This is a genomic window from Sinorhizobium sp. P24N7 (assembly GCF_042436655.1).
GTDB classification, from domain to species: Bacteria; Pseudomonadota; Alphaproteobacteria; order Rhizobiales; family Rhizobiaceae; genus Sinorhizobium; species Sinorhizobium meliloti_A.
In genome coordinates, this window is sequence record NZ_JBHMIW010000003.1 from 140,109 (window position 1) to 165,309 (window position 25,201).

21 protein-coding genes are annotated in these 25,201 nt (G+C 62.4%); 9 read left to right on the top strand and 12 right to left on the bottom strand.

From position 1 onward, the window contains the following. The first annotated feature begins 15 nt into the window (after window positions 1-15). The 5 genes from ACFHWW_RS05820 to ACFHWW_RS05840 all read left to right on the top strand — a co-directional run bounded on the left by ACFHWW_RS05820 (window position 16) and on the right by ACFHWW_RS05840 (window position 6,926). Window positions 16-1,044, top strand: coding sequence for an Ldh family oxidoreductase (locus tag ACFHWW_RS05820; protein ID WP_379937617.1), 1,029 nt, complete (start codon window positions 16-18; stop codon window positions 1,042-1,044). Next, window positions 1,041-2,240, top strand: coding sequence for an iron-containing alcohol dehydrogenase (locus tag ACFHWW_RS05825; protein WP_379937618.1), 1,200 nt, complete (start codon window positions 1,041-1,043; stop codon window positions 2,238-2,240). Before ACFHWW_RS05820 ends, ACFHWW_RS05825 begins: the two co-directional genes overlap by 4 nt. A 16-nt stretch (window positions 2,241-2,256) precedes the next feature. Continuing rightward, entirely contained in the window at window positions 2,257-3,720 is a 1,464-nt protein-coding gene (locus tag ACFHWW_RS05830) for an NAD-dependent succinate-semialdehyde dehydrogenase (RefSeq protein WP_379937619.1), read from the top strand. A gap of 15 nt (window positions 3,721-3,735) precedes the next feature. Beyond that, entirely contained in the window at window positions 3,736-4,581 is an 846-nt protein-coding gene (locus ACFHWW_RS05835) for an alpha/beta hydrolase (RefSeq protein WP_379937621.1), read from the top strand. Window positions 4,582-4,832: 251 nt separating this feature from the next. After that, entirely contained in the window at window positions 4,833-6,926 is a 2,094-nt protein-coding gene (locus tag ACFHWW_RS05840; protein WP_379937622.1) for an NAD(P)-binding protein, read from the top strand. 55 nt (window positions 6,927-6,981) lie between these two features. Here ACFHWW_RS05840 and ACFHWW_RS05845 read toward each other — a convergent pair whose 3' ends face one another. The 8 genes from ACFHWW_RS05845 to ACFHWW_RS05880 form a co-directional block, all read right to left on the bottom strand. Further along, entirely contained in the window at window positions 6,982-7,959 is a 978-nt protein-coding gene (locus tag ACFHWW_RS05845; RefSeq protein WP_379937623.1) for a 3'-5' exonuclease, read from the bottom strand. A 126-nt stretch (window positions 7,960-8,085) separates the two neighbouring features. Next, window positions 8,086-8,766 carry a DUF2161 domain-containing phosphodiesterase gene (locus ACFHWW_RS05850; RefSeq protein WP_379937624.1) on the bottom strand — a complete coding sequence of 227 codons (681 nt, stop codon included), beginning with the start codon at window positions 8,764-8,766 and terminating at the stop codon, window positions 8,086-8,088. Between the two features lie 158 nt (window positions 8,767-8,924). Then, the gene (locus ACFHWW_RS05855; protein ID WP_100673505.1) at window positions 8,925-9,929 is read right to left on the bottom strand and encodes a TRAP transporter substrate-binding protein; all 1,005 of its coding nucleotides are present in this window, start codon (window positions 9,927-9,929) and stop codon (window positions 8,925-8,927) included. A gap of 51 nt (window positions 9,930-9,980) precedes the next feature. Beyond that, window positions 9,981-11,258 carry a TRAP transporter large permease gene (locus ACFHWW_RS05860; RefSeq protein WP_275598203.1) on the bottom strand — a complete coding sequence of 426 codons (1,278 nt, stop codon included), beginning with the start codon at window positions 11,256-11,258 and terminating at the stop codon, window positions 9,981-9,983. Beyond that, window positions 11,258-11,791 carry a TRAP transporter small permease gene (locus ACFHWW_RS05865; RefSeq protein ID WP_018096421.1) on the bottom strand — a complete coding sequence of 178 codons (534 nt, stop codon included), beginning with the start codon at window positions 11,789-11,791 and terminating at the stop codon, window positions 11,258-11,260. The genes ACFHWW_RS05860 and ACFHWW_RS05865 overlap by 1 nt, the downstream gene beginning before the upstream one ends. Further along, a complete protein-coding gene (locus tag ACFHWW_RS05870; protein ID WP_379937625.1) occupies window positions 11,792-12,988 on the bottom strand; it encodes a fumarylacetoacetate hydrolase family protein in 1,197 nt (398 codons plus the stop codon). A gap of 147 nt (window positions 12,989-13,135) precedes the next feature. Continuing rightward, window positions 13,136-13,861: a FadR/GntR family transcriptional regulator gene (locus ACFHWW_RS05875; protein ID WP_338279816.1), complete on the bottom strand. Its 726-nt coding sequence runs from the start codon at window positions 13,859-13,861 to the stop codon at window positions 13,136-13,138. Window positions 13,862-13,875: 14 nt separating this feature from the next. After that, window positions 13,876-15,321: an FAD-binding oxidoreductase gene (locus tag ACFHWW_RS05880; RefSeq protein WP_338279817.1), complete on the bottom strand. Its 1,446-nt coding sequence runs from the start codon at window positions 15,319-15,321 to the stop codon at window positions 13,876-13,878. Window positions 15,322-15,517: 196 nt separating this feature from the next. Here ACFHWW_RS05880 and denD point away from each other — a divergent pair, with 196 nt between their 5' ends. The 4 genes from denD to otsA all read left to right on the top strand — a co-directional run bounded on the left by denD (window position 15,518) and on the right by otsA (window position 21,028). Continuing rightward, window positions 15,518-16,501 (top strand): D-erythronate dehydrogenase, encoded by a 984-nt coding sequence (gene denD / locus ACFHWW_RS05885; RefSeq protein ID WP_379937626.1) that lies wholly within the window; start codon window positions 15,518-15,520, stop codon window positions 16,499-16,501. After that, on the top strand, window positions 16,498-17,379 hold the full coding sequence (locus ACFHWW_RS05890) for an NAD(P)-dependent oxidoreductase (RefSeq protein WP_379937627.1): 882 nt from the start codon (window positions 16,498-16,500) through the stop codon (window positions 17,377-17,379). Before denD ends, ACFHWW_RS05890 begins: the two co-directional genes overlap by 4 nt. Window positions 17,380-17,387: 8 nt before the next feature. Beyond that, window positions 17,388-19,166 carry an IlvD/Edd family dehydratase gene (locus ACFHWW_RS05895; protein ID WP_379937628.1) on the top strand — a complete coding sequence of 593 codons (1,779 nt, stop codon included), beginning with the start codon at window positions 17,388-17,390 and terminating at the stop codon, window positions 19,164-19,166. 470 nt (window positions 19,167-19,636) lie between these two features. Further along, on the top strand, window positions 19,637-21,028 hold the full coding sequence (gene otsA, locus ACFHWW_RS05900; RefSeq protein ID WP_100673514.1) for an alpha,alpha-trehalose-phosphate synthase (UDP-forming): 1,392 nt from the start codon (window positions 19,637-19,639) through the stop codon (window positions 21,026-21,028). A 52-nt stretch (window positions 21,029-21,080) separates the two neighbouring features. Here otsA and ACFHWW_RS05905 read toward each other — a convergent pair whose 3' ends face one another. The 4 genes from ACFHWW_RS05905 to ACFHWW_RS05920 all read right to left on the bottom strand — a co-directional run bounded on the left by ACFHWW_RS05905 (window position 21,081) and on the right by ACFHWW_RS05920 (window position 25,075). Then, window positions 21,081-21,602 carry a transcription elongation factor GreAB gene (locus ACFHWW_RS05905; RefSeq protein WP_379937629.1) on the bottom strand — a complete coding sequence of 174 codons (522 nt, stop codon included), beginning with the start codon at window positions 21,600-21,602 and terminating at the stop codon, window positions 21,081-21,083. Between the two features lie 248 nt (window positions 21,603-21,850). Then, entirely contained in the window at window positions 21,851-22,273 is a 423-nt protein-coding gene (rnk, locus tag ACFHWW_RS05910) for a nucleoside diphosphate kinase regulator (protein ID WP_379937630.1), read from the bottom strand. 316 nt (window positions 22,274-22,589) lie between these two features. After that, window positions 22,590-23,936 (bottom strand): NADP-specific glutamate dehydrogenase, encoded by a 1,347-nt coding sequence (gdhA, locus tag ACFHWW_RS05915; RefSeq protein ID WP_379937631.1) that lies wholly within the window; start codon window positions 23,934-23,936, stop codon window positions 22,590-22,592. 146 nt (window positions 23,937-24,082) lie between these two features. Next, the gene (locus ACFHWW_RS05920; RefSeq protein WP_379937632.1) at window positions 24,083-25,075 is read right to left on the bottom strand and encodes a PQQ-dependent sugar dehydrogenase; all 993 of its coding nucleotides are present in this window, start codon (window positions 25,073-25,075) and stop codon (window positions 24,083-24,085) included. Window positions 25,076-25,201: the final 126 nt, after the last annotated feature.

Genomic DNA, 25,201 nt, shown 5'->3' on the forward strand with positions numbered 1-25,201 from the left:
ATATAGGATTATCGAATGAGGCTGCCGCCCTCCCGCCTGAGGAATCTGAGCGTCGCTCTGCTGGAAAAGCGGGGTGTTCCCGCCGACTCCGCTCGTCTTCAGGCAGATCTCCTCCTGGAGGCCGAGCTGCGCGGATTGCCCTCCCACGGCCTGCAACGCCTGCCATTGCTTCTGACCCGGCTCGATAAAGGGCTCGCGAACCCCACGACGCGTGGAAACGGACTCTGGCGAAGAGACTCATTTCTGAGCGTCGACGGCGAACGCGGCCTGGGCCCGGTCGTGATGATGAACGCCCTGCGCGTCATGCAACGCACCCTTAAGGAGACAGGACTCGCCATTGCCGCGATCCGCAACGCCAATCACCTGGGAATGCTTGCCTATTATGCGGAGGCCGCCGCAAGAGACGGCCTGATCGGCATTGTCATGTCGACCAGCGAAGCGCTCGTGCACCCATTCGGCGGAACGCAAGCCATGGTCGGCACCAATCCGGTCGCGATCGGCATTCCTGCGGGTGACCGCCCTTTCGTGCTGGATCTCGCAACCAGCATCGTTTCCATGGGCAAAATCAACAACCATGCGATTCGCGGTCTCGCGATCCCGGCCGGCTGGGCAGTGGACCGAGACGGTCGCGCCACAACCGATCCGCACGCGGCACAGGCAGGGGCGATCGCGCCGTTCGGCGACGCGAAGGGATATGGTCTGGGCCTTGCGATCGAGCTTCTTGTCGCGGCGCTTGCCGGATCCAATCTGGCGCCTGATGTGCATGGAACGCTCGACGACATTCATCCCGCCAATAAAGGCGACCTTCTCATTCTGATCGATCCCTCGGCAGGCGCGGGTAACACACCGGAACTTGCCGCCTATCTCGACCGCCTGCGCCTATCCCGCCCGCTCGACCCTGCGCAACCAGTCGCCATTCCGGGAGACGGGGCACGAGTACGCCGCGCTGCAGCAGCGAAGACTGGCATCGAACTGCCGCGGACGCTTTTCGACCAGCTTACGGCCCTCGAGGTCGCTGAATTCATCGGAGGACATACGGAATGAACCTATTCGGCACATTAAGGGCGCCGCGCGAACTGCTTTTCGGCGCCGGGCAGCGCCATGCCCTTGGCGGCATCGCCGCCAAGCTCGGCCGGCGCGCGCTGATCGTCACCGACACGCGCCTTGCAGTGGATGCCGACCTGCTTACGCTGGTCCGGCGACTGGAGGAGGCAGGGCTGGAGGTGATGGTGGACAGTTCCACCCTGCCGGACGTCCCCGTGGAATCGGCCATCGCAAGCGCTGCCGCGGCCAGGGGCTTTGCGCCGGACCTCGTCATCGGCATCGGTGGCGGGTCCTGTCTCGACATGGCGAAATGCGTCGCCCTCCTCCTTACCCACGGCGGGCGGCCACAGGACTATTATGGCGAACATGCCGTCCCCGGCCCGGTGATGTCATTGATCGCCATTCCCACCACCGCCGGCACCGGCTCGGAGGTGACGCCCGTCGCCGTGCTTTCGGATGCCGAACGTAGCCTGAAAGTCGGCATTTCAAGCCCGCACCTGATCCCGGCGGTATCGATCTGCGACCCCGAACTCACCCTCTCCTGCCCATCCGGCCTGACTGCGATCGCCGGCGCGGACGCCCTGACGCATGCCATCGAAGCCTTCACGGCGATCCGGCGCGAGCCCGTCCCCGGTATCGCGCAGCAGCGCGTTTTCGTCGGTAAGAACGCGCTTTCCGATCACTTTGCCCTTGGCGCCATTACCCTCCTGTGGCAGGGGCTGGAGAGGGCCTGCAAGGACGGCGCCGACGCCGGCGCGCGCGAAAAGGTGATGCTCGGCGCAACGCTCGCCGGTCTTGCTTTCGGGGTGGCGGGCACTGCCGCGGCCCACGCCATCCAGTACCCCGTCGGCGCGCTCACCCATAAGGCCCATGGCCTCGGGGTCGCCTGTCTCATGCCCTATGTCATGACCTGGAATGCGCCGCTCATCCGCGACGAACTCGCGCAGATCGCGCATGCGGCCGGGCTCGGCGGACCGGATGAAGTGATCCCTGCCCTCGTTTCGCTCTTCGAACGCATCGGCATTCCCGCCACGCTGCGGGATCTCGGCCTCGAGGAAGACCGGATCGACTGGGTGGCGGAACAAAGCTCGGGTATCGCACGCCTCATCCAGAACAATCCCCGCCCCCTGAACCCGCACGAGATGCGCAACCTCGTCGCCGCCGCCCATTGCGGCGACCGCTCGCGCCTGAACTGAATAGAAAGGACCCTCCATGACCTTCCATGCCAAGTTTTCCGGCTACGCCGATCCCGCCCTGCATGCCGCGGGCCTCTACATCGGCGGCAAATGGCAAAGCGGCAGCGGAATAGCCGTTCTCGACCCTTCGACCGGTAATCTGCTGGCCGAGGTCGCCGACGCCTCCATCGAGGACGCACAGCGCGCAGTCGATGCCGCGCATGCCGCTGCGGCAGGGTGGCGCGCCACTCCGGCGCGCCAGCGCTCGGAAATCCTGCGACGCTGGTATCAGCTGATGACACAGCACGCCGAGGAGCTTGCAACTCTCATCGCACTGGAAAACGGCAAGGCCCTGGTCGACGCACACGGCGAAGTCGCTTATGCCGCCGAATTCTTCCGCTGGTACGCTGAAGAGGCGACCCGCATTCCGGGCGAATTCCGGCGCACTCCCTCCGGGTCGCACAATATCCTCGTTGACCATGAGCCGATCGGGATTGCCGTCCTGATCACGCCTTGGAATTTCCCCGCCGCCATGGCGACACGCAAGATCGGGCCCGCGCTTGCCGCCGGCTGCACGGTGATCCTGAAACCTGCCTCGGAGACGCCGTTGACGGCCTACGCCATGGCCCGACTCGGAGAAGAGGCGGGCGTTCCGCCTGGCGTCGTCAACGTGCTGACCACAAGCAATCCAGGCGGAATGACGAATGCGATGCTCGCCGATTCGCGGGTTCGTAAGCTTTCATTCACCGGCTCGACCGGCGTTGGCCGCGTTCTGCTTGCCGAAGCCGCCAAGTCGGTCGTCAGCTGCTCGATGGAGCTCGGCGGCAATGCGCCCTTCATCGTGTTCGACGACGCGGACCTCGAGGAGGCACTCGACGGTGCGATGATCGCCAAGATGCGAAACGCTGGAGAAGCCTGCACTGCCGCCAATCGTTTCTATGTCCAGGCGGGCATCCATGATGCGTTTGTCGCCGGCCTCACGGCGCGGATGATGTCACTGAAGATCGGTCCCGGCTACGATCCCGAGACGCAATGTGGACCGATGATCACGCAAAACGCCGTCCGCAAGATCGACCGGCTCGTCTCAGAGGCACTCGCCGCGGGCGCGCGGGCAACGACCGGCGGCAAACCTCTTACGGAAAACGGGTACTTCTATCCGCCGACGGTACTCGAAAACGTCCCCGTAAACGCGTCGATCGCACGTGAGGAAATCTTCGGACCGGTCGCGCCTGTCTACAAGTTCGAAAGCGACGACGAGGCGATCAGCCTCGCAAACAACACGGAGTATGGCCTCGCCGCGTACATCTACAGCCGCGATCTCAAACGTGCGATGACGGTCGGCAAGCGCATCGAAACCGGGATGCTCGGCATCAACAGGGGCCTGATGTCAGACCCCGCCGCTCCCTTCGGCGGCGTTAAACAGAGCGGCCTTGGCCGCGAAGGCGGCGTGACCGGCATTCTGGAATTCATGGAGCCGAAATATTATGCAGTTGATTATTGATCGGCGGAGCAGACGATGACAGCACAGGACCTTTACCGCATTCGCGACTTCGTGCCCGATTTCGACACCATCGCCGCAGAGTTCGCCGAACGCAGCCGGGCCCTGTCGGCGCGCGCCGATGTGCGGGCAGACATACCGTACGGCTCCGGCGCCCGCGAGGTCGTCGATGTCATCTTGCCGGAGCGCCTGCAGGCCGGTGCGCCCCTGCATGTGTTCGTTCACGGCGGATATTGGCGCTCCGGCGAAAAGATCAACTATCGTTTCGTCGCTGCACCGGTTCTTGCGGCGGGGGGCATTGCGGCCCTGGTCGAATACAACCTGATGCCTCGCAGCCGCTTGGACGTGCTGGTGGATCAGGTTCGACGATCGGTGCTCTGGCTTCAGGCCCACGCAAGCGATTTCGGCGCGGATCCTGCGCGACTGACCGTCAGCGGTCATTCGGCAGGCGCGCATCTTGCTTCCTTCCTCGCAGCAACCGGGCCCGAGGAAGCCTATCCGCCCTCCCTGCCGACACTTCAAGGCTTGCTGCTTCTAAGCGGAATCTACGACCTGTCGGGCATACCGGACAGCTTCCTTCGACACGAAGCGGAAATGACCCCGATGGAAGCTGCCGCATGGTCCCCTCTCACCAGCTCGCAGCTCCCCTGCCCGACGCGCGTCATCGCCTATGGCGCGGACGAGACGGCGCCATTCCACAGTCAGGCGGCCGGGCTATGTGAGCTGCTGCGTGCCCGGGACGAAAGTGCCGAACTGCTCCCGGTTCCTGATCTCAACCACATGAGCGTCGTGCTCGATCTTGCCGATACCGACGGCATACTCGGCCGGCAGCTTCACGATTTGGTGGCCAGACCAACGCGGTGAATCCGGAAAAGCGCCTTGGGGCGAAATGCTCGCGGCGAGCGCCGAAGAAGTTCGGCGCCGGTGCGTTGGTCCATATCGGTCGCATTGAAGGGATGCGAACCGCGGGCCACATCAAAAACTACGCCGCAGCATAATATTATACACTCGTATAACAAATCTCTTGCCTGACGGAAGGTTCCCGATATCTTGCCGCCACCCCAACCGCGGCGCTCCGGCGCGGTGGACCGCAGCTCCCTTCAGGATCCAAGGCAATGTCCCGAGACACCCGCTTCGATATTCTCTTCGAACCCGTAAAGATCGGCCCGGTCACAGCGCGCAACCGCTTCTATCAGGTGCCCCACTGTTCCGGCATGGGCTACCGCTACCCCAATGCGGAAGCCCAGCTGCGCGGCACGAAGGCGGAAGGCGGTTGGGCGGTCGTCTCCACCCAGGAGGCGGAAATCCACCCGACATCGGACCTGACGCCAGCCAACGAAGCTCGTCTTTGGGACGACGGCGATCTGCCGGCCCTTTCCGCCGTCACGGAACGTATCCACGCCCATGGCAGCCTCGCGGCCATCCAGCTCGTGCACAACGGCCTTCACGTCGCCAACCGTTTCAGCCGGATGATCCCGCTCGCTCCCTCGCACGCCGTCAGCGACAGCCTCGATCCCGTCCAGGCGCGCGCAATGGACAAGGCCGACATCAGCGACATGCGCCGCTGGTATCGCAATGCCGCGCTTCGCGCCAAAAAGGCCGGCTTCGACATCGTCTATCTCTATGCCGGCCACGACATGAGCGTGTTGCAGCACTTCCTGTCCCGCCGCCATAACGATCGCAGCGACGAATATGGCGGCTCCTTCGACAACCGGCTCCGCCTGTTCCGAGAGATTCTCGATGATGTGCGCGAGGCGATCGGTGACACCTGTGCGCTCGCGGTGCGCCTTGCCGTCGACGAACTGATGGGCCCCTCCGGGATCACCTGCGAGGGAGAGGGGAAAGACATCATTTCGGCGCTCGGCGAACTTCCGGACCTTTGGGACGTCAATCTCTCCGACTGGTCGAACGATAGCCAGACGGCGCGTTTCTCGGAGGAAGGCTACCAGGAGCCCTATGTCCGCTTCGTCAAATCCGTCACCACCAAGCCGGTGGTCGGCGTCGGCCGTTATACGTCGCCGGACAGCATGGTGCGGGTCATCAGGCAGGGTATTTTGGACTTCATCGGGGCCGCGCGCCCGTCGATCGCCGATCCCTTCCTCCCGAAGAAGATCGAGGAAGGGCGCATCGATGACATCCGCGAATGCATCGGCTGCAATATCTGCACCTCCGGCGACAATACCAACGTGCCGATGCGCTGCACGCAGAACCCGACGGTCGGCGAGGAATGGCGCAAGGGCTGGCATCCGGAGACCATCGCGTTGTCCGAAACTCCCGAACCCGCCCTCATCATCGGCGGCGGACCTGCGGGCCTGGAAGCGGCACGGGCGCTTGCCCAGCGCGGCGTCGATGTCGTGCTGGCGGAGGGCGGCGGCGAATGGGGCGGCCGCGTTGCGCGCGAGTGTCGCTTACCCGGTCTTGCGACCTGGGGCCGCGTGCGCGACTGGCGCGTCGGCCAACTCAGCACCCGCGTCAATGCCGAGCTTTACCTGCACAGTCCGCTTTCGGCCGCCGACATATTGCAATACGGCATCCCCCATGTGGCGATCGCGACCGGAGCGAGCTGGCGCACCGACGGCGTTGGCCGCACCCACCGGGTGCCGCTCGATTTTCTGTCGAAAGGCATCCTCGTCTCTCCCGACGCAATTCTCTCCGGGGGCGTCGAGGCGGTGCCCGCCGACGGTCCCGTCATCGTGTTCGACGACGATTGCTTCTACATGGGCAGCGTGCTCGCCGAACTGCTCGCCAGGAGGGGACGCACGGTCATCTTCATAACCCCCGAATCCCAGGTTTCGCCCTGGAGCAGGAACACGCTGGAGCAGGCACGTATCCAGAAGCGCCTCATCGATCTCGGCGTCGAGATCGTCACGGCCATGGCCCTCGCCGGTCGGACGAAAGACCAGCTGGAACTATCCTGCGTCTACAGCGGCAGGACCCGTCCGGTCGATTGCGCCACTCTCGTCCCGGTCACCGCCCGCCTGCCGGACGAAACGCTGTGGCTGGAACTCAAAGCACGCGAAGACGAGTGGGCCGATGCCGGCATCAAGACCGTCACCCGCCTCGGCGACTGCCTCGCGCCAGGCCTGATCGCCGCCGCCGTCTATTCCGGCCATCAATATGCCCGGACCTATCAGGAACAGGTCGACAAGGATCGGGCGCCATTCATGCGGGAAGATATTGCAAGGCTTTACGGTCTTCGCTCGGCGTAGGATGGTCCCGCGGCCCCCACCGAATGGGTTTGGCACGCTCGACCGCGATGCTCGATTATCTTCGCGCTCGGTATCTGTCGAACGCCGTCAGCCGCTGCGTCGGAGGATCTGCCTCGTCCCAGCGATAGATCTCCTTCCGAAGGAAGCCGAGTTCAGCCTCGAGCTCATCCTCGGCGACCTCTGTCCACCATGATTTTGGGCGGCCGTCGCTGCCGTCAGACCAGCGGTACCCGCGAGCCTTCAGCACGTCCTTCAGGTCGAACGGCGCATTCTCCGCGAAAATCCTGACCCGTGAACGCTGGCTCGCTTTGTAGAGTTCGGCAAACGGCGGCAGCTTGGCACCCTCCGCAGACTGCTCAAGCACCTCGAGGAGAGCGAAGCAGTCATCCACAGCCCGATGCCCGTCATGGAAATGTCCGCTCTGACCGATCAGATAGCCGAGCTTCGTGCCTTCGAAACCTCGGCCACTCCAATCGATTTCGGAGACCGAGCATGCCCAGGCCTTGCGGACAAACACATCCGAAAGCGCCTCGCAAAACGGCCGATCGAAGCCGGCATTGTGGGCAATGATGAGATCCGCAGGCCCAACGATCGCTTGGACTGCAGCAATATCGATCGACTGGCCGGCGACCATGTCATCGGTAATACCCGTCAGCCGGGTGATCTCGGGCGGAATGGCGATGGTCGGCTGCTGCAAACCGCCATAAACAGCGACCACATCGCCGATCTCACCCTCTGCGTTGTAGGTGAATGCGACCAGCCCGATCTCGATGACCTCGCATCTGCGGGCATCGAGGCCGGTTGTCTCGGTGTCGAGGATGACGCCCCTCAGGGGAAAGCCGGGTCTCACATCGGACACGACCGTGCGGGCTTCAAGCTTTCGCAATATCCTGTAGCGACCCGTCGCCTTCAACGCGGCAAGCATCTCGGTTTCGGAAAGGGAGGTCGATGCCTGCCGCCGGGCCCGGCTTCGCTCGGTTCTCGCGGCTGCTGGTCGCACATCTCGGGCAAACATGTCGAGCTGAGAGGTCATCCGGTCCCCATCGTTAAGGTTCTCCAAGACTCTAAAGCGCCGGTTGCCCTGTGAACACCTCCCCCATGCTCATACCCACCGATAATGCGATGGAGCACCCCACATGCGCTCAGCGCGTCGGCAAAATCAGGCCGGGACGGCCGTTTTTACCTGCGTGTCCTGCTGCGGCCACCGCTGCAGTGCTTCCCGTCCGGCCTCCGTCAGGCCATAGACGCCTCTGTCGAGCCGTTCAAACCAGCCATAGACATTCGAAAGCAGTATCTTCCCGGCATCCGGTACGCCGGATCTGACTTCACGCACGCGCAGCGGGCCTGATGCCAGCGCCAGCGCACAGCCGAGCGCCTGCTGGCGGTACGCGGTCATGACAGGCGCGCGCGTGCTCCCGCCTATTGCGGGATCGCCGCGCCGCCTCTGGTGTTCGCGCATGAGCTTCGAACGCCGTTTCGGATTGGTGCGCGGCATCGGCGATACGGAGCCGACGATCACGCTGACGTCGCCGGCATCGGAAATGCCGAGCATGCCGACCCCGAGCCTGCGACAGAGATCACGGTAGCGTTTGTCGGCCTCGCGCCCTTTTCCCTTGGCCGAGACCCGCGCCGCGATCCAGACCTCGTCCGCGACAGCGGCGCGATCGACGGCCTGCAGTATGAGCTCCAGATTGAAGCGCAGCTTCAGCTCGCAGATCACGACCACGGGCGGATCGTCGTCGTTAAGGCCGACGAGATCGCAGCCGTCGACCTCGCCCTTGACGACGTAACCTGCCTTTTCGAGAAAGCCTTTGACGGGGAGATAAAGCGACGTTTCCATATGCCTGCAGGTTGGAGCGAAGAATCGCTCCGTAAGCTATATCGATCCGCCCCTACCGGACAATCGTCCTGATCGGATAAAACCCGCGGCCGGACGGCCGCGGGGTTCCCGGAAGCATAGAGAAAGGCCACGCTCGGTGACGCAGCCTGTTCTTTTGTTTACTTGCGGATCTCTTCCAGCTTGGCGAGAATGGCGTCTACCACGTCGGCACCGATCTCAGCCTTGTGCTTTTCATAGACGACCATGGACTTCTCGCGGATGCGAGCCTGTTCTTCAGCAGACAGGGTATTCACTTCGAGACCAGCTTCCTTGATCTTCTCCAGCGACTTCTTGTTGAGCTCCTGGATGACCTTGCGCTCCTCATCGCGGCCTACGACTGCGCATTCACGCAGTGCTGCCTGCTCTTCCGGCGTATAGCTGTCGAAGATCGGCTTCGAGAACAGGAAGAGGAAGGGCGTGTAGGCGTGGTTAGTCTCGGTCACGTACTTCTGCACTTCGAAGAACTTCGACGTATCGATCGTCACATAGGGGTTTTCCTGCGCATCGATCGCCTTGGTTTCGAGCGCCGAGAAGACTTCGCCGAAAGCCATCGGAGTGGCGTTGGCACCGAGGTTCTGGAAGGTGTCGAGGAAGATGTTGTTCTGCATCACGCGAACCTTCATCCCTTCGAAGTCTTCCCACTTGGTGACCGGACGAACCGAGTTCGACAGGTTACGGAAGCCGTTTTCCCAGTAGGCGAGATTGACCAGGCCGGCCGCTTCCAGCTTCTCGTTCATCATGTCGCCGAAATCGCCATCGAGCACCGTGTAGGCTTCCTGAGCGTTGCCGAAGAGGAACGGCAGATCGAATACGCCGAGTGCCGGTATGATGCCGACGAGCGGCGAGGAAGAGGTGACGACGGCCTCCTGCACGCCGGAGCGCAGGGCCTGCGTCGCCTGAAGGTCGCCGCCGAGCGCGCCGCCCCAGAAAGCGGTGAGCTTCAGCTTGCCACCGGATTTCTGATCGAGACAGGCCTGCATCGCCTTGATGCCGTTACCGACCGGATGGTCTTCGTTGATGCCGTTCGACACCCGGATGTTGCGGTCGTTGAACTCGGCGAAAGCCGGCGCCGCGGCCGAAAGACCGAAAGCGATGGCAGTCGTGGCAAGAAGCAGTTTTCTCACGGGGGTATCCTCCCTTGGATTGTTGGTGAGGGGTTGCGGGTTAAAGCCCTTCTAATGGAGCCAGCGTGCGGGCACGATGACGATGTCCGGGAACAGGACCAGAAGGAAAAGCACGAGTATCTGAGCGATCAGAAATGGCGTCACGCCGACAATTACCTTGCCGAGCGGAACCCGGCCGACGCCGCTGACGACGTTCAATACGACGCCGACAGGTGGGGTCAGCAGCCCTATGCAGGTATTCATGATGAACAGGACACCGAAGTAGACAGGATCAATTCCGGCCTGCTTGATGATCGGCATGAGCACCGGCGTCAGGATCAGGATCGTGGGCGTAAGGTCGAGTGCGGTGCCCACCACCAATACGACCAGCATGATGACGAACATCAGAAGCGTCGGGCGGTCGATCAGCGGAGAGATGAAGCCGGTGATTTCCGCTGGTATGTTCGCTGCAGTGATCAGCCACGAAGAAACGAGCGCGGCGCAAACGAGGAACATGATCACAGCGGTGGTCTTCGCCGCCTGGAGTATGACACCCGGCAGGTCACGCGGCTTGAGTTCCCGATAAATGAACATGCCGACAAAGAGGGCGTAGACTGCGGCGACCACAGCAGCTTCGGTTGGCGTCACGACGCCGGCCTTGATGCCGCCGAGGATGATGACCGGCATGCCAAGAGCCCAAAGCGCCCGCCCGGTGGCGCGGAGCCGCTCTTTCATCGGCGTGCGTGGAAGCGGCTGGATATCATCCTTCCGCACGACCAGCAGCCACGTGGCGACAAGCGCGATACCCATGATGAGACCGGGCACGATGCCTGCCATGAAGAGCTGCGTAATAGAGACGTTCGCCGCCACTCCGAACACGATGAAGGCCATGGATGGGGGGATGACGGGGGCAATGACACCACCTGCAGCGATCAGGCCCGCGGACCGGGGAACGTTGTAGCCGGCCTTCGCCATCATCGGAATCAGGATTGCCGCAAGTGCCGCAGTGTCGGCTGCCGCCGAACCCGAGATACTTGCCATGATCACGGCCGCCATGATGGCAACGATGCCGAGACCGCCGCGTATATGACCGACACAGGCGATTGCGAAATCGATGATGCGACGCGACAATCCCCCGGCGTTCATCAATTCACCGGCGAGAATGAAGAACGGGATGGCGAGGAGCGTGAAGGTATCCGCACCCGCGATCATGTTTTGAGCGATGATCTGGGTGTTGAACATGCCCATGTACCACATGAGCACGACGCCGCAGAACATCAGCGAGAAGGCAACCGGCACGCCGATTGCCATGGCGCCGAGCAACGAAACGATGAAGACGACAAGGGTCATTAAGTGCGCTCCGCCAGCTGCTCGAGAGACATGTTTTCACCGGCGAAGGCGGCGATTTCTTCTTCCGTGACGCGCCCCGTCAGCAGGCGGAAAAGGCGCTCGAGCGCGATCAAGACCACGCCCGCTCCGGTGAAATATCCGATTCCGTAGACCCACAGCATCGAGATGCCGGTAACGGGTGCGGCCATCGAGGCATTGATCGGCGATTGCTTCCAGGTACCCCAGAAGAAGATCGCCGACACGGCGATGACGACGATATTGGAGAGGATCATGCAGATGATGCGGCCCTTGCGGCCGAACAGCGAGACCAAGGTCTCGACCCCGACATGCGAATTTTCACGGAAGGTGACAACCGCGCCGATGAAGGTGAGCCACACGAAGAAATACCGTGACATCTCGTCCGAGACGTTGATGCCGGAGTTGAAGCCGTAGCGCAGCACGACGTTCAGGAACACCATCACCGCCATGCCTGCGAGCAGCACGATCAAAAGCAGCTCGAGCAGTTTATAGAACGTATCGATCGCTTTTTGCATCTAGCCCTCCCGTTTCGCCTGCAAGAGCCCGCGTTCGGCCAGGTTCTTCATCAGAGCGCCCAGGCCGAAGCTCCATTTCGGGCAGCGGTCGCTATGATCGACCCAATTTACGAGGCGTCCGAGGCGCGGCGTCGAGATCTCGACCCGGTCTCCGATTTCATGGGTGAAACCGAGCCCGGCGCCCCGACGATCCTTCACTGGCGCAAACATCGTTCCGAGGAAGAAGACCACGCCATCCGGATACTGGTGGTTGTCGTTGAGAAGTTGCGAAACGAGGTCTTCCGGGCTGCGGCTGATGGCCGACATCGGGCTGACGCCGGTCATCTTGAAACCCTCTTTGCCTTCGACGAGAAGCGAGACTTCCGCCTGTTTCACGTCCTCGATCGTGAAAGCACCGTCGAAGAGCCGGATGAAGGGGCCGATCGAGCAGGACGCATTATTGTCCTTCGCCTTGCTGAGAAGCAGTGCGGAGCGGCCTTCGAAGTCCCGAAGATTGACGTCGTTGCCGAGCGTCGCACCGACGATCCTGCCCTTCGACGTGACGGCAAGCACCACCTCCGGCTCCGGATTGTTCCAGTCGGATTTGGGGTGGATACCGATATAAGCACCACAACCGACCGAAGACATGGGCTGCGCCTTGGTGAAGATTTCAGCATCGGGACCGATACCCACTTCGAGGTACTGCGACCAAAGACCGAGCTCCTGGAGCAGTTTCTTGACCTCGGCGGCCTTGTCGGAGCCGGCTACGAGGCCTTTGAGATTGTCGCCGAGGACGGGGGCCAGCCGGCCGCGAATTTCCTGCGCGCGCAGCGGATCGCCCTTGGCCTGCTCCTCGATCACCCGCTCCAGCATGCTGTCCGCAAAGGTGACGCCGGCCGCCTTGACGGCCTGCAGATCGGCAGGCGCCAGAAGATCGCCCGCCTCGCCACGGAGGAATGCATCGAGAGAGCCGAGGCTGGCAAAGCGCGACGGGTCGCGCAGCGCGTCGACAAGACCGTCGATCTCAAGAAGCTCGGAAATCGTTGCTGCGAGTGGGGTCAGGTCGAAAACCTCTCCATCCGAGATCAGGACCGGGCAAGGTCCGCCGGCGGTTTTGGACCAGACGCGCCCGACGAGCATCGCGCCGGATGCGTCCGCAGGCTGGATTGATTCAGCGCTCAGTGCCTGTTCGAAACTCACGAGAAATCCTCCGCTCATCTCGTACCTCGAAGGTACGGGTCTCCTATTGTCAGGATGTCTGACAACGGGATGACCTGCTTCTAGTATGACTTTTTGCCCATGTCTAGGCCGTTGGTAAGTAAAGTCTGATACGCCCTTCACGGGCCGCGCCGCCCGACTCGAACCTCAGGACGAGAAGCTTTCAATCGTCAGGTCCAGGCGGGCCGCCGCCCCGTTCAGATGGTTGCGCATCGCCTCCTCGGCCTTGGCCGGATCCCGCGCCGCCACGCCATCTCGGATAGAGACATGTTCCGCAATCGTGACTTCGACGATCTCCTCCAGAATTGCAGCGGCGCGTGCCGCGTTGATCGCCAGGCTGATCCGCTCGGCGATGAATCCGATGAAAAGCAGGAAATATTCGTTATGGGTGGCCGCCGCAATCGCCCGATGAAATGCGAGGTCGGCGACGATCCCCTGCTCCGTCCATTTTTCCGCGCCGGTCATCTGCTGCAACGCCTCGTCGATCTTGCCCAATTCCTGCGGCGTATGATGGATCGCCGCAAGCCGGGCCGCCTCCACCTCAAGCGGAATACGGAGTTGAAACAGATCCCGGAAACTTCCCCGATTGGCGAGATCTCCCTGCTCTATACGAAGCGATTGCCGGCGCTCGATTTCCGTGGCGAAGGCACCGACGCCCTGGCGCGTTTCCACCAGGCCCTCATTTCGCAATTGAGCTATCGCCTCCCGCACCACCGAGCGGCTGACTCCGAAGGTCGTGGCGAGCAGATGCTCCGTCGGCAGTTTCTCTCCGGGTGCGATACGTCCTTCGGTGATCTCCCTGCCGATCTTCGCCGCGATGCGCGCGGGCAAATGCTCGCTCCTGCTGATCTGGCCGAAATCCATTGCCGCCAAGATTGCTCTCCCTTTTAGAATCTCAGTTGACAACCGGGATTCATGATCATCTCCGGGTCAACGGCATGCTTGAGCGCCGTCAACAGCTTTCGGCGGGTCTCCGGCAGCCTGGCGTCGAAATCCGGTCGCTTCAGGCGCCCGATACCGTGCTCGGCGCTGATGCTTCCGGTATAGCGATCGAGCACCTCGTTCACGACCGTCTTGGCCTTGTAGATCAATTCAATCCGCTCGTCGGGCGTACTGCCGGCCGGCGGCAGGACGTTGAGATGCACATTGCCGTCGCCGACATGGCCATAGGAAACGCTGACGGCGCCGGGAAGTGCGTCGGAGACCGCCTTTTCCGCCTCGTCTACGAAGGATGCCAGCTGCGAGAGCGGAACGGAGATATCGGTGCGCATATGAGCGCCGCGTTTCGCCTGGCCTTCGTTCATGCCCTCGCGGATCAACCAAAGATTGCGCGCCTGCGTCTGCGAGGCGGCGATCGTTCCGTCGAGGACGAGCCCTTCCTCCATCACACCTTCGAGGAAGCGCTGCATCAGATCGTCGACATCGACGAGGCCGGAGCCGGAGATCTCCATCAGCACATAGGCTGGATATTCCGCCGAGATCGGGATCGGCAAATCCGGCATCGCCTCCTGCGCCAAGGTGAAGGCGAGCGGCGGCATGAATTCGAAGGCCGACATCAGGTCGCAGCAGTCCCGACGCGCCCGGCGATAGAGCTTGATGGCATCTTCCAGGGAGGCAAGACCGAGCAGCGCCGTGGCCACGTGATCCGGATAGGGCGTTAGCTTGATGGAGACGGCGGTGATGATGCCGAGCGTGCCTTCCGCACCGATGAAAAGCTGCTTCAGGTCGATGCCGCGATTGTCCTTTCTCAACGTCGACAGACCTTCGAGGATGCTGCCGTCCGGGAGGACCACTTCAAGTCCCAGCACCAATTCGCGGGTCATGCCGTAGCGGAGCACGTTGATGCCGCCGGCATTCGTCGAAACATTTCCACCGATCTGGCAGCTTCCCTGCGCACCGAGTGCAAGCGGAAAGAACATGCCCATCTCCGCAATCGCATCCTTGAGTTCGGACAGGATGCAGCCGGACTCGACCACCGCCGAAAAGTCGGCCGGATCGATCTTGCGGATGCGGTTCATGCGAGAGAGAGAAAGCACGACCTGCCTCTCCGGAGCATCGGGGATCGCGCCGAGCACGAGGCCGGTATTGCCGCCCTGCGGCACGATCGAAAGCCCAAGCTCACGGCAGGCCTTCACGGCCGCCGCCACCTGCTCCGTCGAGCGCGGGCGAATCACCGCCACGGTGCCGCTGGTTACGTCGCCATGCCAGTCGCGGCAGTAACGGAGCATTTCCTCCGTTTCGCTCAGCACGATATCCTCGCCGAGCATCTGACGTAGCACCAGGCGCAGTTCCGCAGGTCCCTTTGCTTCCTCTATCGTGCCTGCGCTCGTCATGCTCCTTGCCCCTCCTCGCGCGTCTCTGCGAAAGCGTCCGCTATATGCCTGCACGCGATCGAGATTCTTTCGCTCGAACCGCCAGTCTCCTGTTTTCAATCGAATCATATAAGGTTATCAGACAACCGTACAAGACATATTTTCGACCCGCATGAAGACCTGATCGCATGCGGCCTCACTCAAGGAGGAGACATTCATGCATATCCTGATCATCGGCGCTGCCGGCATGGTCGGCCGCAAGCTCACGCAGCGCCTCGTCAAGGACGGCGCTCTCGGCGGAAGGACGGTGGAGAAGCTGACGCTCGTGGACGTGGTGACACCGGAAAGGCCGCAGGGTTTTGCCGGTACCGTCCTTGCACGCGAAGGCGATCTTTCCGCTTCCGGCGAAGCCGAGACGCTCGTCGAGGGGCGCCCGGATGTCATTTTTCATCTGGCGGCAATCGTCTCGGGTGAAGCCGAGCTCGATTTCGACAAGGGCTACCGGATCAATCTCGAGGGCACGCGCTATCTCTTCGATGCGATCCGCCTTGCTCACGATCAGGATGGCTACAAGCCTCGCCTTGTCTTCACCTCGTCGATCGCCGTGGTCGGAGCGCCGCTCCCCTTCCCCATTCCGGACGATTATCATCTTACTCCGCTCACGAGCTACGGCACCCAGAAAGCGATCTGCGAGCTGCTGCTCTCCGACTACAGCCGCCGCGGCTTCTTCGATGGCATCGGCATCCGCCTGCCGACGATTTGCATCCGGCCCGGCAAGCCCAACAAGGCGGCTTCCGGTTTCTTCTCCAATATCCTGCGCGAGCCGCTGGTCGGCCAGGAAGCCGTGCTGCCAGTTTCGGAGGATGTCCGCCACTGGCACACTTCGCCGCGTTCGGCGGTCGGCTTCCTCATCCATGGCGCGACCATCGACCTTGAAAAGGTCGGCCCGCGGCGCAACCTTTCCATGCCGGGTCTCAGTGCCACCGTGGGCGAGCAGATCGAAGCGCTGCGCCGCGTTGCCGGCGAAGAGGCCGTGAAGCTCATCCGCCGCGAACCCGACGAGATGATCATGAAGATGGTCGCCGGTTGGGCGCCGGGCTTCGAGGCCAAACGCGCAACCGAACTTGGCTTCACTGCCGAAAAGAGTTTCGATGAGATCATCCGCGTGCACATCGAGGACGAACTGGGAGGAAAGCTGTGACCGGGAAGACGAAGGTTGCGTTTCTCGGCACTGGCTTGATGGGGGCACCGATGGCGCGGCGCCTGCTCGGTGCCGGTTTTCCGGTTACGGTGTGGAACCGTGACACCGCCAAGGCCGAGCCGCTGGCCGCCGACGGTGCTGAAATCGCTGCCTCGCCGGCCGATGCCGTCGCCGGCGCAGCTGTCGCCTTCACCATGCTGACCAACGGCCAGGCCGTATCGGAGGTCCTCTTCGAGTGCGGCGTCGCCGATGGCCTGGCCGAAGGTACGATCGTCGTGGATTGCAGCTCCATAGCCCCGCAGATCGCCCGCGAACATGCGCGCAGATTGGCGGAAAAGGGCATCCGTCACCTCGACGCACCGGTTTCAGGCGGCGTGGTCGGCGCGGCCGCCGGTACGCTCGCCATCATGGCCGGCGGCGATGGCGCCGCGGTCGAAAGCCTGAAGGACGTTTTTGCCGCGCTCGGTCGCGTAACCCACGTTGGCCCGAGCGGTGCCGGCCAGGTCTGCAAGCTCGCCAACCAACAGATCGTCGCCGTCACCATCGGCGCGGTGGCCGAAGCCATGATCCTGGTGGAGGCCGGCGGTGCCTCGCGCGCGGCTTTTCGGGACGCGATCCGCGGCGGCTTCGCCGAAAGCCGGATCCTCGAACTGCACGGCGCCCGTATGGTGGAGCGCAACTTCGTGCCCGGTGGCGCTTCGAACAACCAGCTGAAGGACCTGAACGCCGTGATGGCCATGGCGGATGGGCTGTCCCTCGAGCTTCCCCTGACCAAGCAAGTGCGGCAGGAATTTGCCGATTTCGTCGAGTCCGGCGGCGGCGAACAGGACCACAGCGGACTGCTTCTGCATCTCGAAAAGCTCAACCCAAGGAATTAGGTCCCGCCATGACTGACAAACCCCAGCGCCGCCTGCGCTCACAGGACTGGTTCGACAATCCGGACCATATCGATCTGACGGCGCTCTATCTGGAGCGCTTCATGAACTACGGTGTGACGCCGGAGGAATTGCGTTGCGGCAAGCCCATCATCGGCATTGCCCAAAGCGGCAGCGATCTCACCCCATGCAATCGGGTGCACATGGATCTGGCGAAGCGCGTTCGCGACGGCATCCGCGATGCCGGGGGGATTCCGATCGAGTTCCCGACGCATCCGATTTTCGAGAACTGCAAGCGCCCGACGGCCGCCCTCGATCGCAACCTCGCCTATCTCGGCCTCGTTGAAATTCTCTACGGCTATCCGCTGGATGGCGTGGTGCTGACCACCGGCTGCGACAAGACCACTCCGTCCGCCCTGATGGCGGCCTCGACGGTCGACATCCCGGCGATCGTGCTCTCCGGCGGCCCCATGCTCGACGGCTGGCACGAAGGCGATCTCGTCGGCTCCGGCACGGTGATCTGGCGCATGCGCCGCAAGCTCGCGGCAGGCGAGATCGACCGCGAGGAGTTCATGCAGGCAGCACTCGATTCGGCTCCCTCCGTCGGCCATTGCAACACCATGGGCACGGCTTCGACAATGAACGCGATGGCCGAAGCGCTCGGCATGTCGCTCACCGGTTGCGGCGCTATCCCCGCTGCCTATCGCGAGCGCGGGCAGATGGCCTATCGTACCGGACGCCGCGCCGTGGAACTCGTCTTCGAGGACCTGAAGCCCTCCGACATCCTGACCCGGGACGCCTTTCTCAATGCCATCCGCGTCAACTCGGCGATCGGCGGATCGACCAATGCCCAGCCGCATCTTGCCGCCATGGCGAAGCATGCCGGCGTCGAGCTTTATCCGGACGACTGGCAGGTCCATGGTTTCGATATCCCGCTGCTCGCCAACATCCAGCCGGCGGGTGCCTATCTCGGTGAACGCTATCACCGCGCCGGCGGCACACCCGCGATCATGTGGGAACTCCTGAAGGCCGGAAAGCTCGACGGCGGCTGTCGAACCGTCACGGGAAAAACCATGGCCGAGAACCTCGAAGGGCGCGAATCCACGGATCGCGAAGTTATTCGCCCCTTCGACGAGCCCCTCAAGGAAAAGGCAGGCTTCCTGGTACTGAAGGGCAATCTCTTCGACTTCGCCATCATGAAGATGAGTGTCGTCTCCGACGATTTCAGGAAGCGCTATCTTCAGGAGCCGGGCCGCGAGGGCGTTTTCGAGGGCAAGGCCGTGGTCTTCGATGGCTCGGAGGACTACCACAAGCGCATCAACGACCCTGAACTCGAGATCGACGAGAACACCATCCTGGTGATCCGCGGCGCCGGCCCGCTCGGCTGGCCGGGGTCGGCGGAAGTCGTGAACATGCAGCCGCCGGATCACCTCTTGAAACGCGGCATCAGGAGCCTGCCTACCATCGGTGACGGACGTCAATCCGGCACAGCCGACAGTCCCTCCATCCTGAACGCCTCGCCGGAGAGTGCGGCCGGCGGCGGTCTCGCCTGGCTGCGGAGCGGTGATGTGATCCGCATCGATTTCAACCTGGGTCGCTGCGACATGCTGGTTTCCGACGAGGATATCGAAAGGCGCAAGGCGGACGGCATTCCCGCCGTACAGGCCGATGCCACGCCCTGGCAGCGCATCTACCGCAAGTCCGTCACCCAGCTTTCCGACGGCGCGGTGCTCGAAGGTGCAGCAGACTTCCGGCAGATCGCCAAGAACCTGCCCCGCCACAATCACTAGAGCACTTCCGGGAAAAGTGTTTTCCGTCCGGAAGTGCGTTGGATCAAATGGTTCCAAGAAGTTGAGACACGGGATGAGGAAAACCGACACACTTTTCCTCATCCCGCTCTAGAGCAATTCCAGGAAGCGTTCGTAGGTTTCAAATCCCTGATGATGAAGTGGCGGCTCCGGCCGCCCTTTTTATTCAACGGATAGCTCCCAGCCAGAAGCCGGGTGGGGCATGAAAGTGCGGCGGCGCGGACATCATCGCGCACCGCCGAGAAACCCGTTATTCATCCAGTTCGTCCATGCCCCCCGAATGATCGGCGCTGAATACGCCTTCGACACCAGAGCGGCCGTCGCCGCTCCACGCGCGGGTTGCATCCTCTCGGCGATTTTCCCGCCGTCGGGATCGTCTGCGTCGGAAACGCGTTCTCCCCCTGAACGTTTGAGCGCCAAGTCTATATTTTCTTGAATGAAAGGAACTCGGCATGAGCCGTCTCGTCATTGTTTCCAATCGTGTACCCGTTCCGGACAAGGGCGGCATTGTGCCTGCCGGCGGGCTGGCGGTCGCGCTGAAAGTCGCCCTTGAAGAGCATGGCGGCATCTGGATGGGCTGGTCGGGACAATCGAGCGGAGAGCACGAGCCGCAGCCGCTTGCTCAGTTGCAGCAAGGCAATATCACCTATGCACTCACGGATCTGACCGATACCGACGTAGAAGAATACTACCGAGGCTTTGCCAATCGCGTTCTCTGGCCGATCTGTCACTACCGGCTTGATCTTGCCGAATACGGCCGCAAGGAGATGGCCGGCTATTTCCGCGTCAACCGCTTCTTCGCCCACCGGCTGGCGCCGCTCATCAGGCCCGATGACGTGATCTGGGTGCACGACTACCACTTGATCCCTCTCGCCGCGGAACTGCGCCAAATGGGCTTGAAGAACCGGATCGGCTTCTTTCTCCACATTCCCTGGCCGCCTGCCGACGTGCTCTTCACGATGCCCGTTCACGAGGAGATCATGCGCGGCCTGTCGCACTACGATGTCGTCGGCTTCCAGACCGATCATGATCTTGAGAACTTTGCCGGCTGCCTCCGGCGGGAAGGCATCGGCGATGAACTCGGCGGAGGCCGCTTCAGCGCCTATGGCCGCGTGTTCAAGGGCGGCATCTATGCAATCGGCATCGAGACTGCGGCCTTTGCCGAATTCGCCAAGAAGGCATTGACCAACAAGACCGTCAGGAAAGCGCGAGAAAGCATCGAGCACCGCAGCCTGATCATCGGTGTCGATCGCCTGGATTACTCGAAGGGAATCACGCAGCGGATCGACGCATTCGAGCGCTTCATCCTGGCCAATCCGGCCCAGCAGGGGCGTGTCACCTATCTGCAGATCACGCCGAAGTCGCGCTCCGAAGTGCCGGAATACGAAGCCATGCAGCGCACTGTGGCCGAACAGGCCGGCAGGGTAAACGGCGCGCTCGGCGCGGTCGATTGGGTGCCCATACGCTATATCAACCGCTCGGTCGGCCGGAATATTCTTGCAGGGCTCTACCGGCTTGGCAAAGTCGGCCTCGTGACACCGCTTCGAGACGGGATGAACCTGGTTGCGAAGGAATACGTGGCCGCGCAGGACCCGGACGATCCGGGCGTGCTCGTGCTTTCGCGCTTCGCCGGAGCCGCCCGCGATCTGAGAGGTGCCCTGCTCGTCAACCCCTACGACATCGAGGGGACCGCAAACGCTATGGCGCGCGCACTCAGCATGCCGCTGGAAGAGCGGAAGGATCGCTGGAAGACAATGATGGATCACTTGCTGGAACACGACGTCTCGCGCTGGTGCCGGGACTTTCTCGATGATCTGAGGACATCACCGGATCCGTCGCGTTAGATCGCTGCTCTCTATCTTTGGCCCTGTACAGCCATGACCGGCTGCCTCAAGATCATGCGGCCGTGGGACCCGGATCATCGTCATGTGGAATGGCCGCTTTCCTGGGCCGCGGCCGGAAATTGACCACTTGCGGAGCGTGGTCGATCAGTTGCACGGATTCGTTGCCCGTGTGTTTCAGGCGAGCCTCCGACTCGGGTTGAAGGACGATGCGCTCGACCGCGAGGATTTCGGGCCAGCCGTCCTCTCCGAGGATCTCGGTCCTCTCGCCGACGGCCAGCCCAAGCAGCGCCAAACCCCGCATCGTCCGAACGGAGATGGCAGAGTCGGCAGGTCTACTCGCTGTGCTGCGGACCACAACATGTGGTCCGCAGCACACGCCGTTGACGGTGTAGGCTACCTGCGTGTCCAGCGTGACGATATTCTCAGGTATGTCTTCACGGAAGAACACGCTGGCGTAGTTCAACTTCTCGCGCAGTAGAATCGTAAAGGCTTCCGTGTGGCCGGTTTCGTCCAGCATGGACATCAGGATGTTGAGGTCTCCTGCAGTCAGTTGGCAGAAAGCTTCTCTCGACATTGCGCATCACTCCAGCTTCCGTCGGGTCGTGGACCTGCCCTCTCGAGCAAATATGGGGGCACGAACGGCGCAACCATGGCGGTCGGCCTTTGCTCGTGCTGACGAGACAGGAACTCCCTGTGCCGACCGCGAGCGGTTCGACACAGGGCTACGAGCCTGCGGTGAGGCAACCTCCTCTAGGTTTCCGCTTTCTGCTACCGGGCAAGTGCATGGAGTCCTCGATCGAGTCCTTTTGAGCGCCGGAAGCCTCAGAGGGCGAGTTCGCCCGTCACGTCGTCCTCGACCCGAGCGACCGTCAGACGGTTTCTCTGCCCATCTCGAGAGAACCACTCGACCGCCTGTCCGGACCGGAGACCGAGAAGCGCCACTCCGACCGGCGTCAGGACGGAAATCCTCCCCTCCTCGGCATCGACGTCATCAGGATGGACGAGAGAGAAGGTCCGGCGAATTCCGCCCTCGACCTCGCAAGTGACCACGGACCCTATCCTGATGACGTCGGGCGGCACCTGGTCGTCTGGCAGAACGCAAGGGCGCTCCAGCTTTTGGATCAGTTCAGCGGCGATGTCGAAGTCCCTCGACAAGGCTTGATAGGCCAGGCGGCTGAGAAGAGAATAGTCCGTCGCTCCAATGAAAGGCAGGGGCAGATTCGAGGAGACCATGATGCTGGACATCGTTCGCGATACCTCCGGAACAGGCACGGGATTTCCGCGTGCATGCAGTTGAAATATTCGGGAAGATTGTCGCGCATGTCAGCGAGAATTGTGCTGACCGCGTTCACCCAGGATCCGGCGGGCGACGAGGCCGGATCCGGGTTACGATCCTGCGATCAGGCGGATCCCCAGAGCGTTAGGCGGATATATGTCGCGGTTCGTCAGCATGGCCGGATGATCGCCCGCGGTATCAGGGAAGTCAAGCCGCCCGGCCGGGTGACGCAAGTGCGCAAGCACCCGCGGCACGCAGCCGGAGCGGCATTATCGCCCCTGCGCCTCAGATCACGCCGAGGGCATCCATTGCCTCGGCCACCCTGGCAAAGCCAGCTATGTTTGCTCCGAGGACATAGTCTCCCGGAGCTCCATATTCCTCTGCGGTCTCGGCGCAACGATCGTGGATCGCCTGCATGATGGTTGCAAGACGCGCCTCGGTCTGCTCGAACGTCCAGCTGTCGCGTGAGGCGTTCTGCTGCATCTCGAGAGCGGAGGTGGCAACTCCCCCTGCATTCGCGGCCTTGCCCGGGGCGAACAGCACACCCGCCTCCTGGAAGATGCGGACGGCCTCCGGCGTGGAAGGCATGTTGGCGCCCTCCCCCACGGCAAGAACACCGTTCTTGACCAATACCCTTGCGTCCTTCCCGGTAAGCTCGTTCTGAGTCGCGGAAGGCATCGCGACATCACAGGGCGCATCCCAGATCGAGCCCGCTTCGATATAGTGAGCCCCGGCGCCTTTCAGTCGCGCATATTCCGAGATCCGCTCGCGACGCACTTCCTTGATCTCCTTGACCAGTCGGAGATCGATGCCGTCCTCGTCGACAACGTATCCGTTCGAATCGGAGCACGCCACGATCTTCCCTCCGAACTCGACCACCTTCTCCATGGTATAGATCGCTACGTTGCCGGATCCGGAGACGGTCACCCGTTTGCCGTCGAAGTCCAGGCCCCTGGTTCCAAGCATGCGCTGGACGAAATAGGTGGCTCCGTAGCCCGTCGCTTCTTTCCGGGCGCGCGAACCGCCGTAGAACAATGCCTTGCCCGTGAGGACACCGGCCTCGTAGCGGTTGGTAAGCCGCTTATACTGACCGAACATGTAGCCGATCTCCCGGCCCCCGACACCGATGTCACCCGCAGGAACGTCCGTGTATTCGCCGAGATGCCTGTGAAGCTCCGTCATGAACGATTGGCAGAAGCGCATGATCTCGCCGTCCGAACGGCCCCTGGGATTGAAGTCGGAGCCGCCTTTGCCCCCGCCGATCGGCATCCCGGTCAGTGCGTTCTTGAAGGTCTGCTCGAAGCCGAGGAACTTGATGATTCCGACATTCACCGAAGGATGAAACCGGATCCCGCCCTTGTACGGCCCGAGTGCGGAGTTGAACTGAACCCGGAATCCCCGGTTGATCTGGACCTGGCCCTTGTCGTCCACCCAGGGCACGCGGAAGATGATCTGACGCTCCGGCTCGCAGATCCTCTCGATGAGCGCGTTTTCGGCGTAACGGGGATGTTTGGCTATCACGCGCCCGAGGCTCTCCAGGACCTCGCGCACGGCCTGGTGAAACTCGTGTTCACCTCCGTTGCGCCTCAGGACTTCGGTTAGAATGGGTTCCAGTTTTTCGTCGACATTCACAATGGTTCTCCTAACGCCGTCTTACCTCAATCGGCACAGGCGCAATATCCGAACGATGTGATTTAGGGAATAAGCAATTTTCGGTTGTTCAACCACCAGTAGGCGAAAGGCGCTTCAGACCTCCCAAATCCCTTTGCGTGGGGGCGTCATCGCCTGAAGATGTGAATCGCGCCGCCGGCGTCGTCGGATACGAGGATGGACCCGTCCGGCGCTTCCTTGACGTCGACCGGACGACCGACGTTTCTGAGGAAGGCGGTCGCCGAGACCGGGCGGCCGCCGCGGAAGCGTACCCGCACGACCTGATAGCCGACCGGTACCGACCTGTTCCAACTGCCGTGCTGGGCCACCAGAGCATCGCCGCCCAGGCTGCGGAAGAAGTGAATCCCGAGCGCTGCGACATGCGCCTGAAAGTTGAAGACAGGTGGAATCTGGCGCGCGGGCGGCGACGCGTCCTCGAACCCTGTGAGCGGCACCTCGCCTCCGAAATAGGGGAAGCCGTAAAAGCCGCCTGGCCGCAAAGCGTTCAGCTCATCGGGCGGGATATCGTCACCCATTCTGTCGGCACCATTGTCGGTAAAGAACATTGTGCCGCCGCGCCAGTCGAAGCCGACAGAGTTGCGCACACCCCAGGCCACTCTGCGAAGGTCGGACCCGTCCTGGTTCATGCTGACGATCGTACCTTGCAGCCCGCGGGGAATGCAGATGTTGCAGGGTGATCCGAGCGAGACATAGAGGCGGGAATCCGGGCCGACGGCGACATAACGATAGCCGTGGGCGCCCGAATCCGGCAGGTCGCGCCGAATAACGCGTCTGCCGCTCAAAGTGCCGCCGCGGCCGATCTCGAAAGCCGTTATGCTGTTTCCCGAAGCGACGAACAGCCGGCCGCGTGAGCAGGCAACGCCGTTCGCATTGGAAAATCCGGAGGCGACCCTGCGGGCGCGGCCCCCGGACAATGACAGGGCATAGACCGAGGAGCCCTTGGTTCCGACGAACAATACGTCGCCGCACACCGCCATCTCGCGTGCGGACGGCACGCGCGCGAGCAGTTCCGCCCGCGCCGTACCGAGGGGCAGGCCGCAGGCGAGTGCCACGGCTGAGACGAGCGCGACAAAACCGGCTTTCGGGAATGAGAGGCCCATCGCCACCCTCCGAATGCACGCGAATCGTGCTGGAACGGAATTGGAGCGGCGCAGTCCCGTTTCAAGCCGAAGTCCGAGCCTCACGGCGAAGTGATCTCCTCTTTCCTTCGTCGGGCGCACAGGACC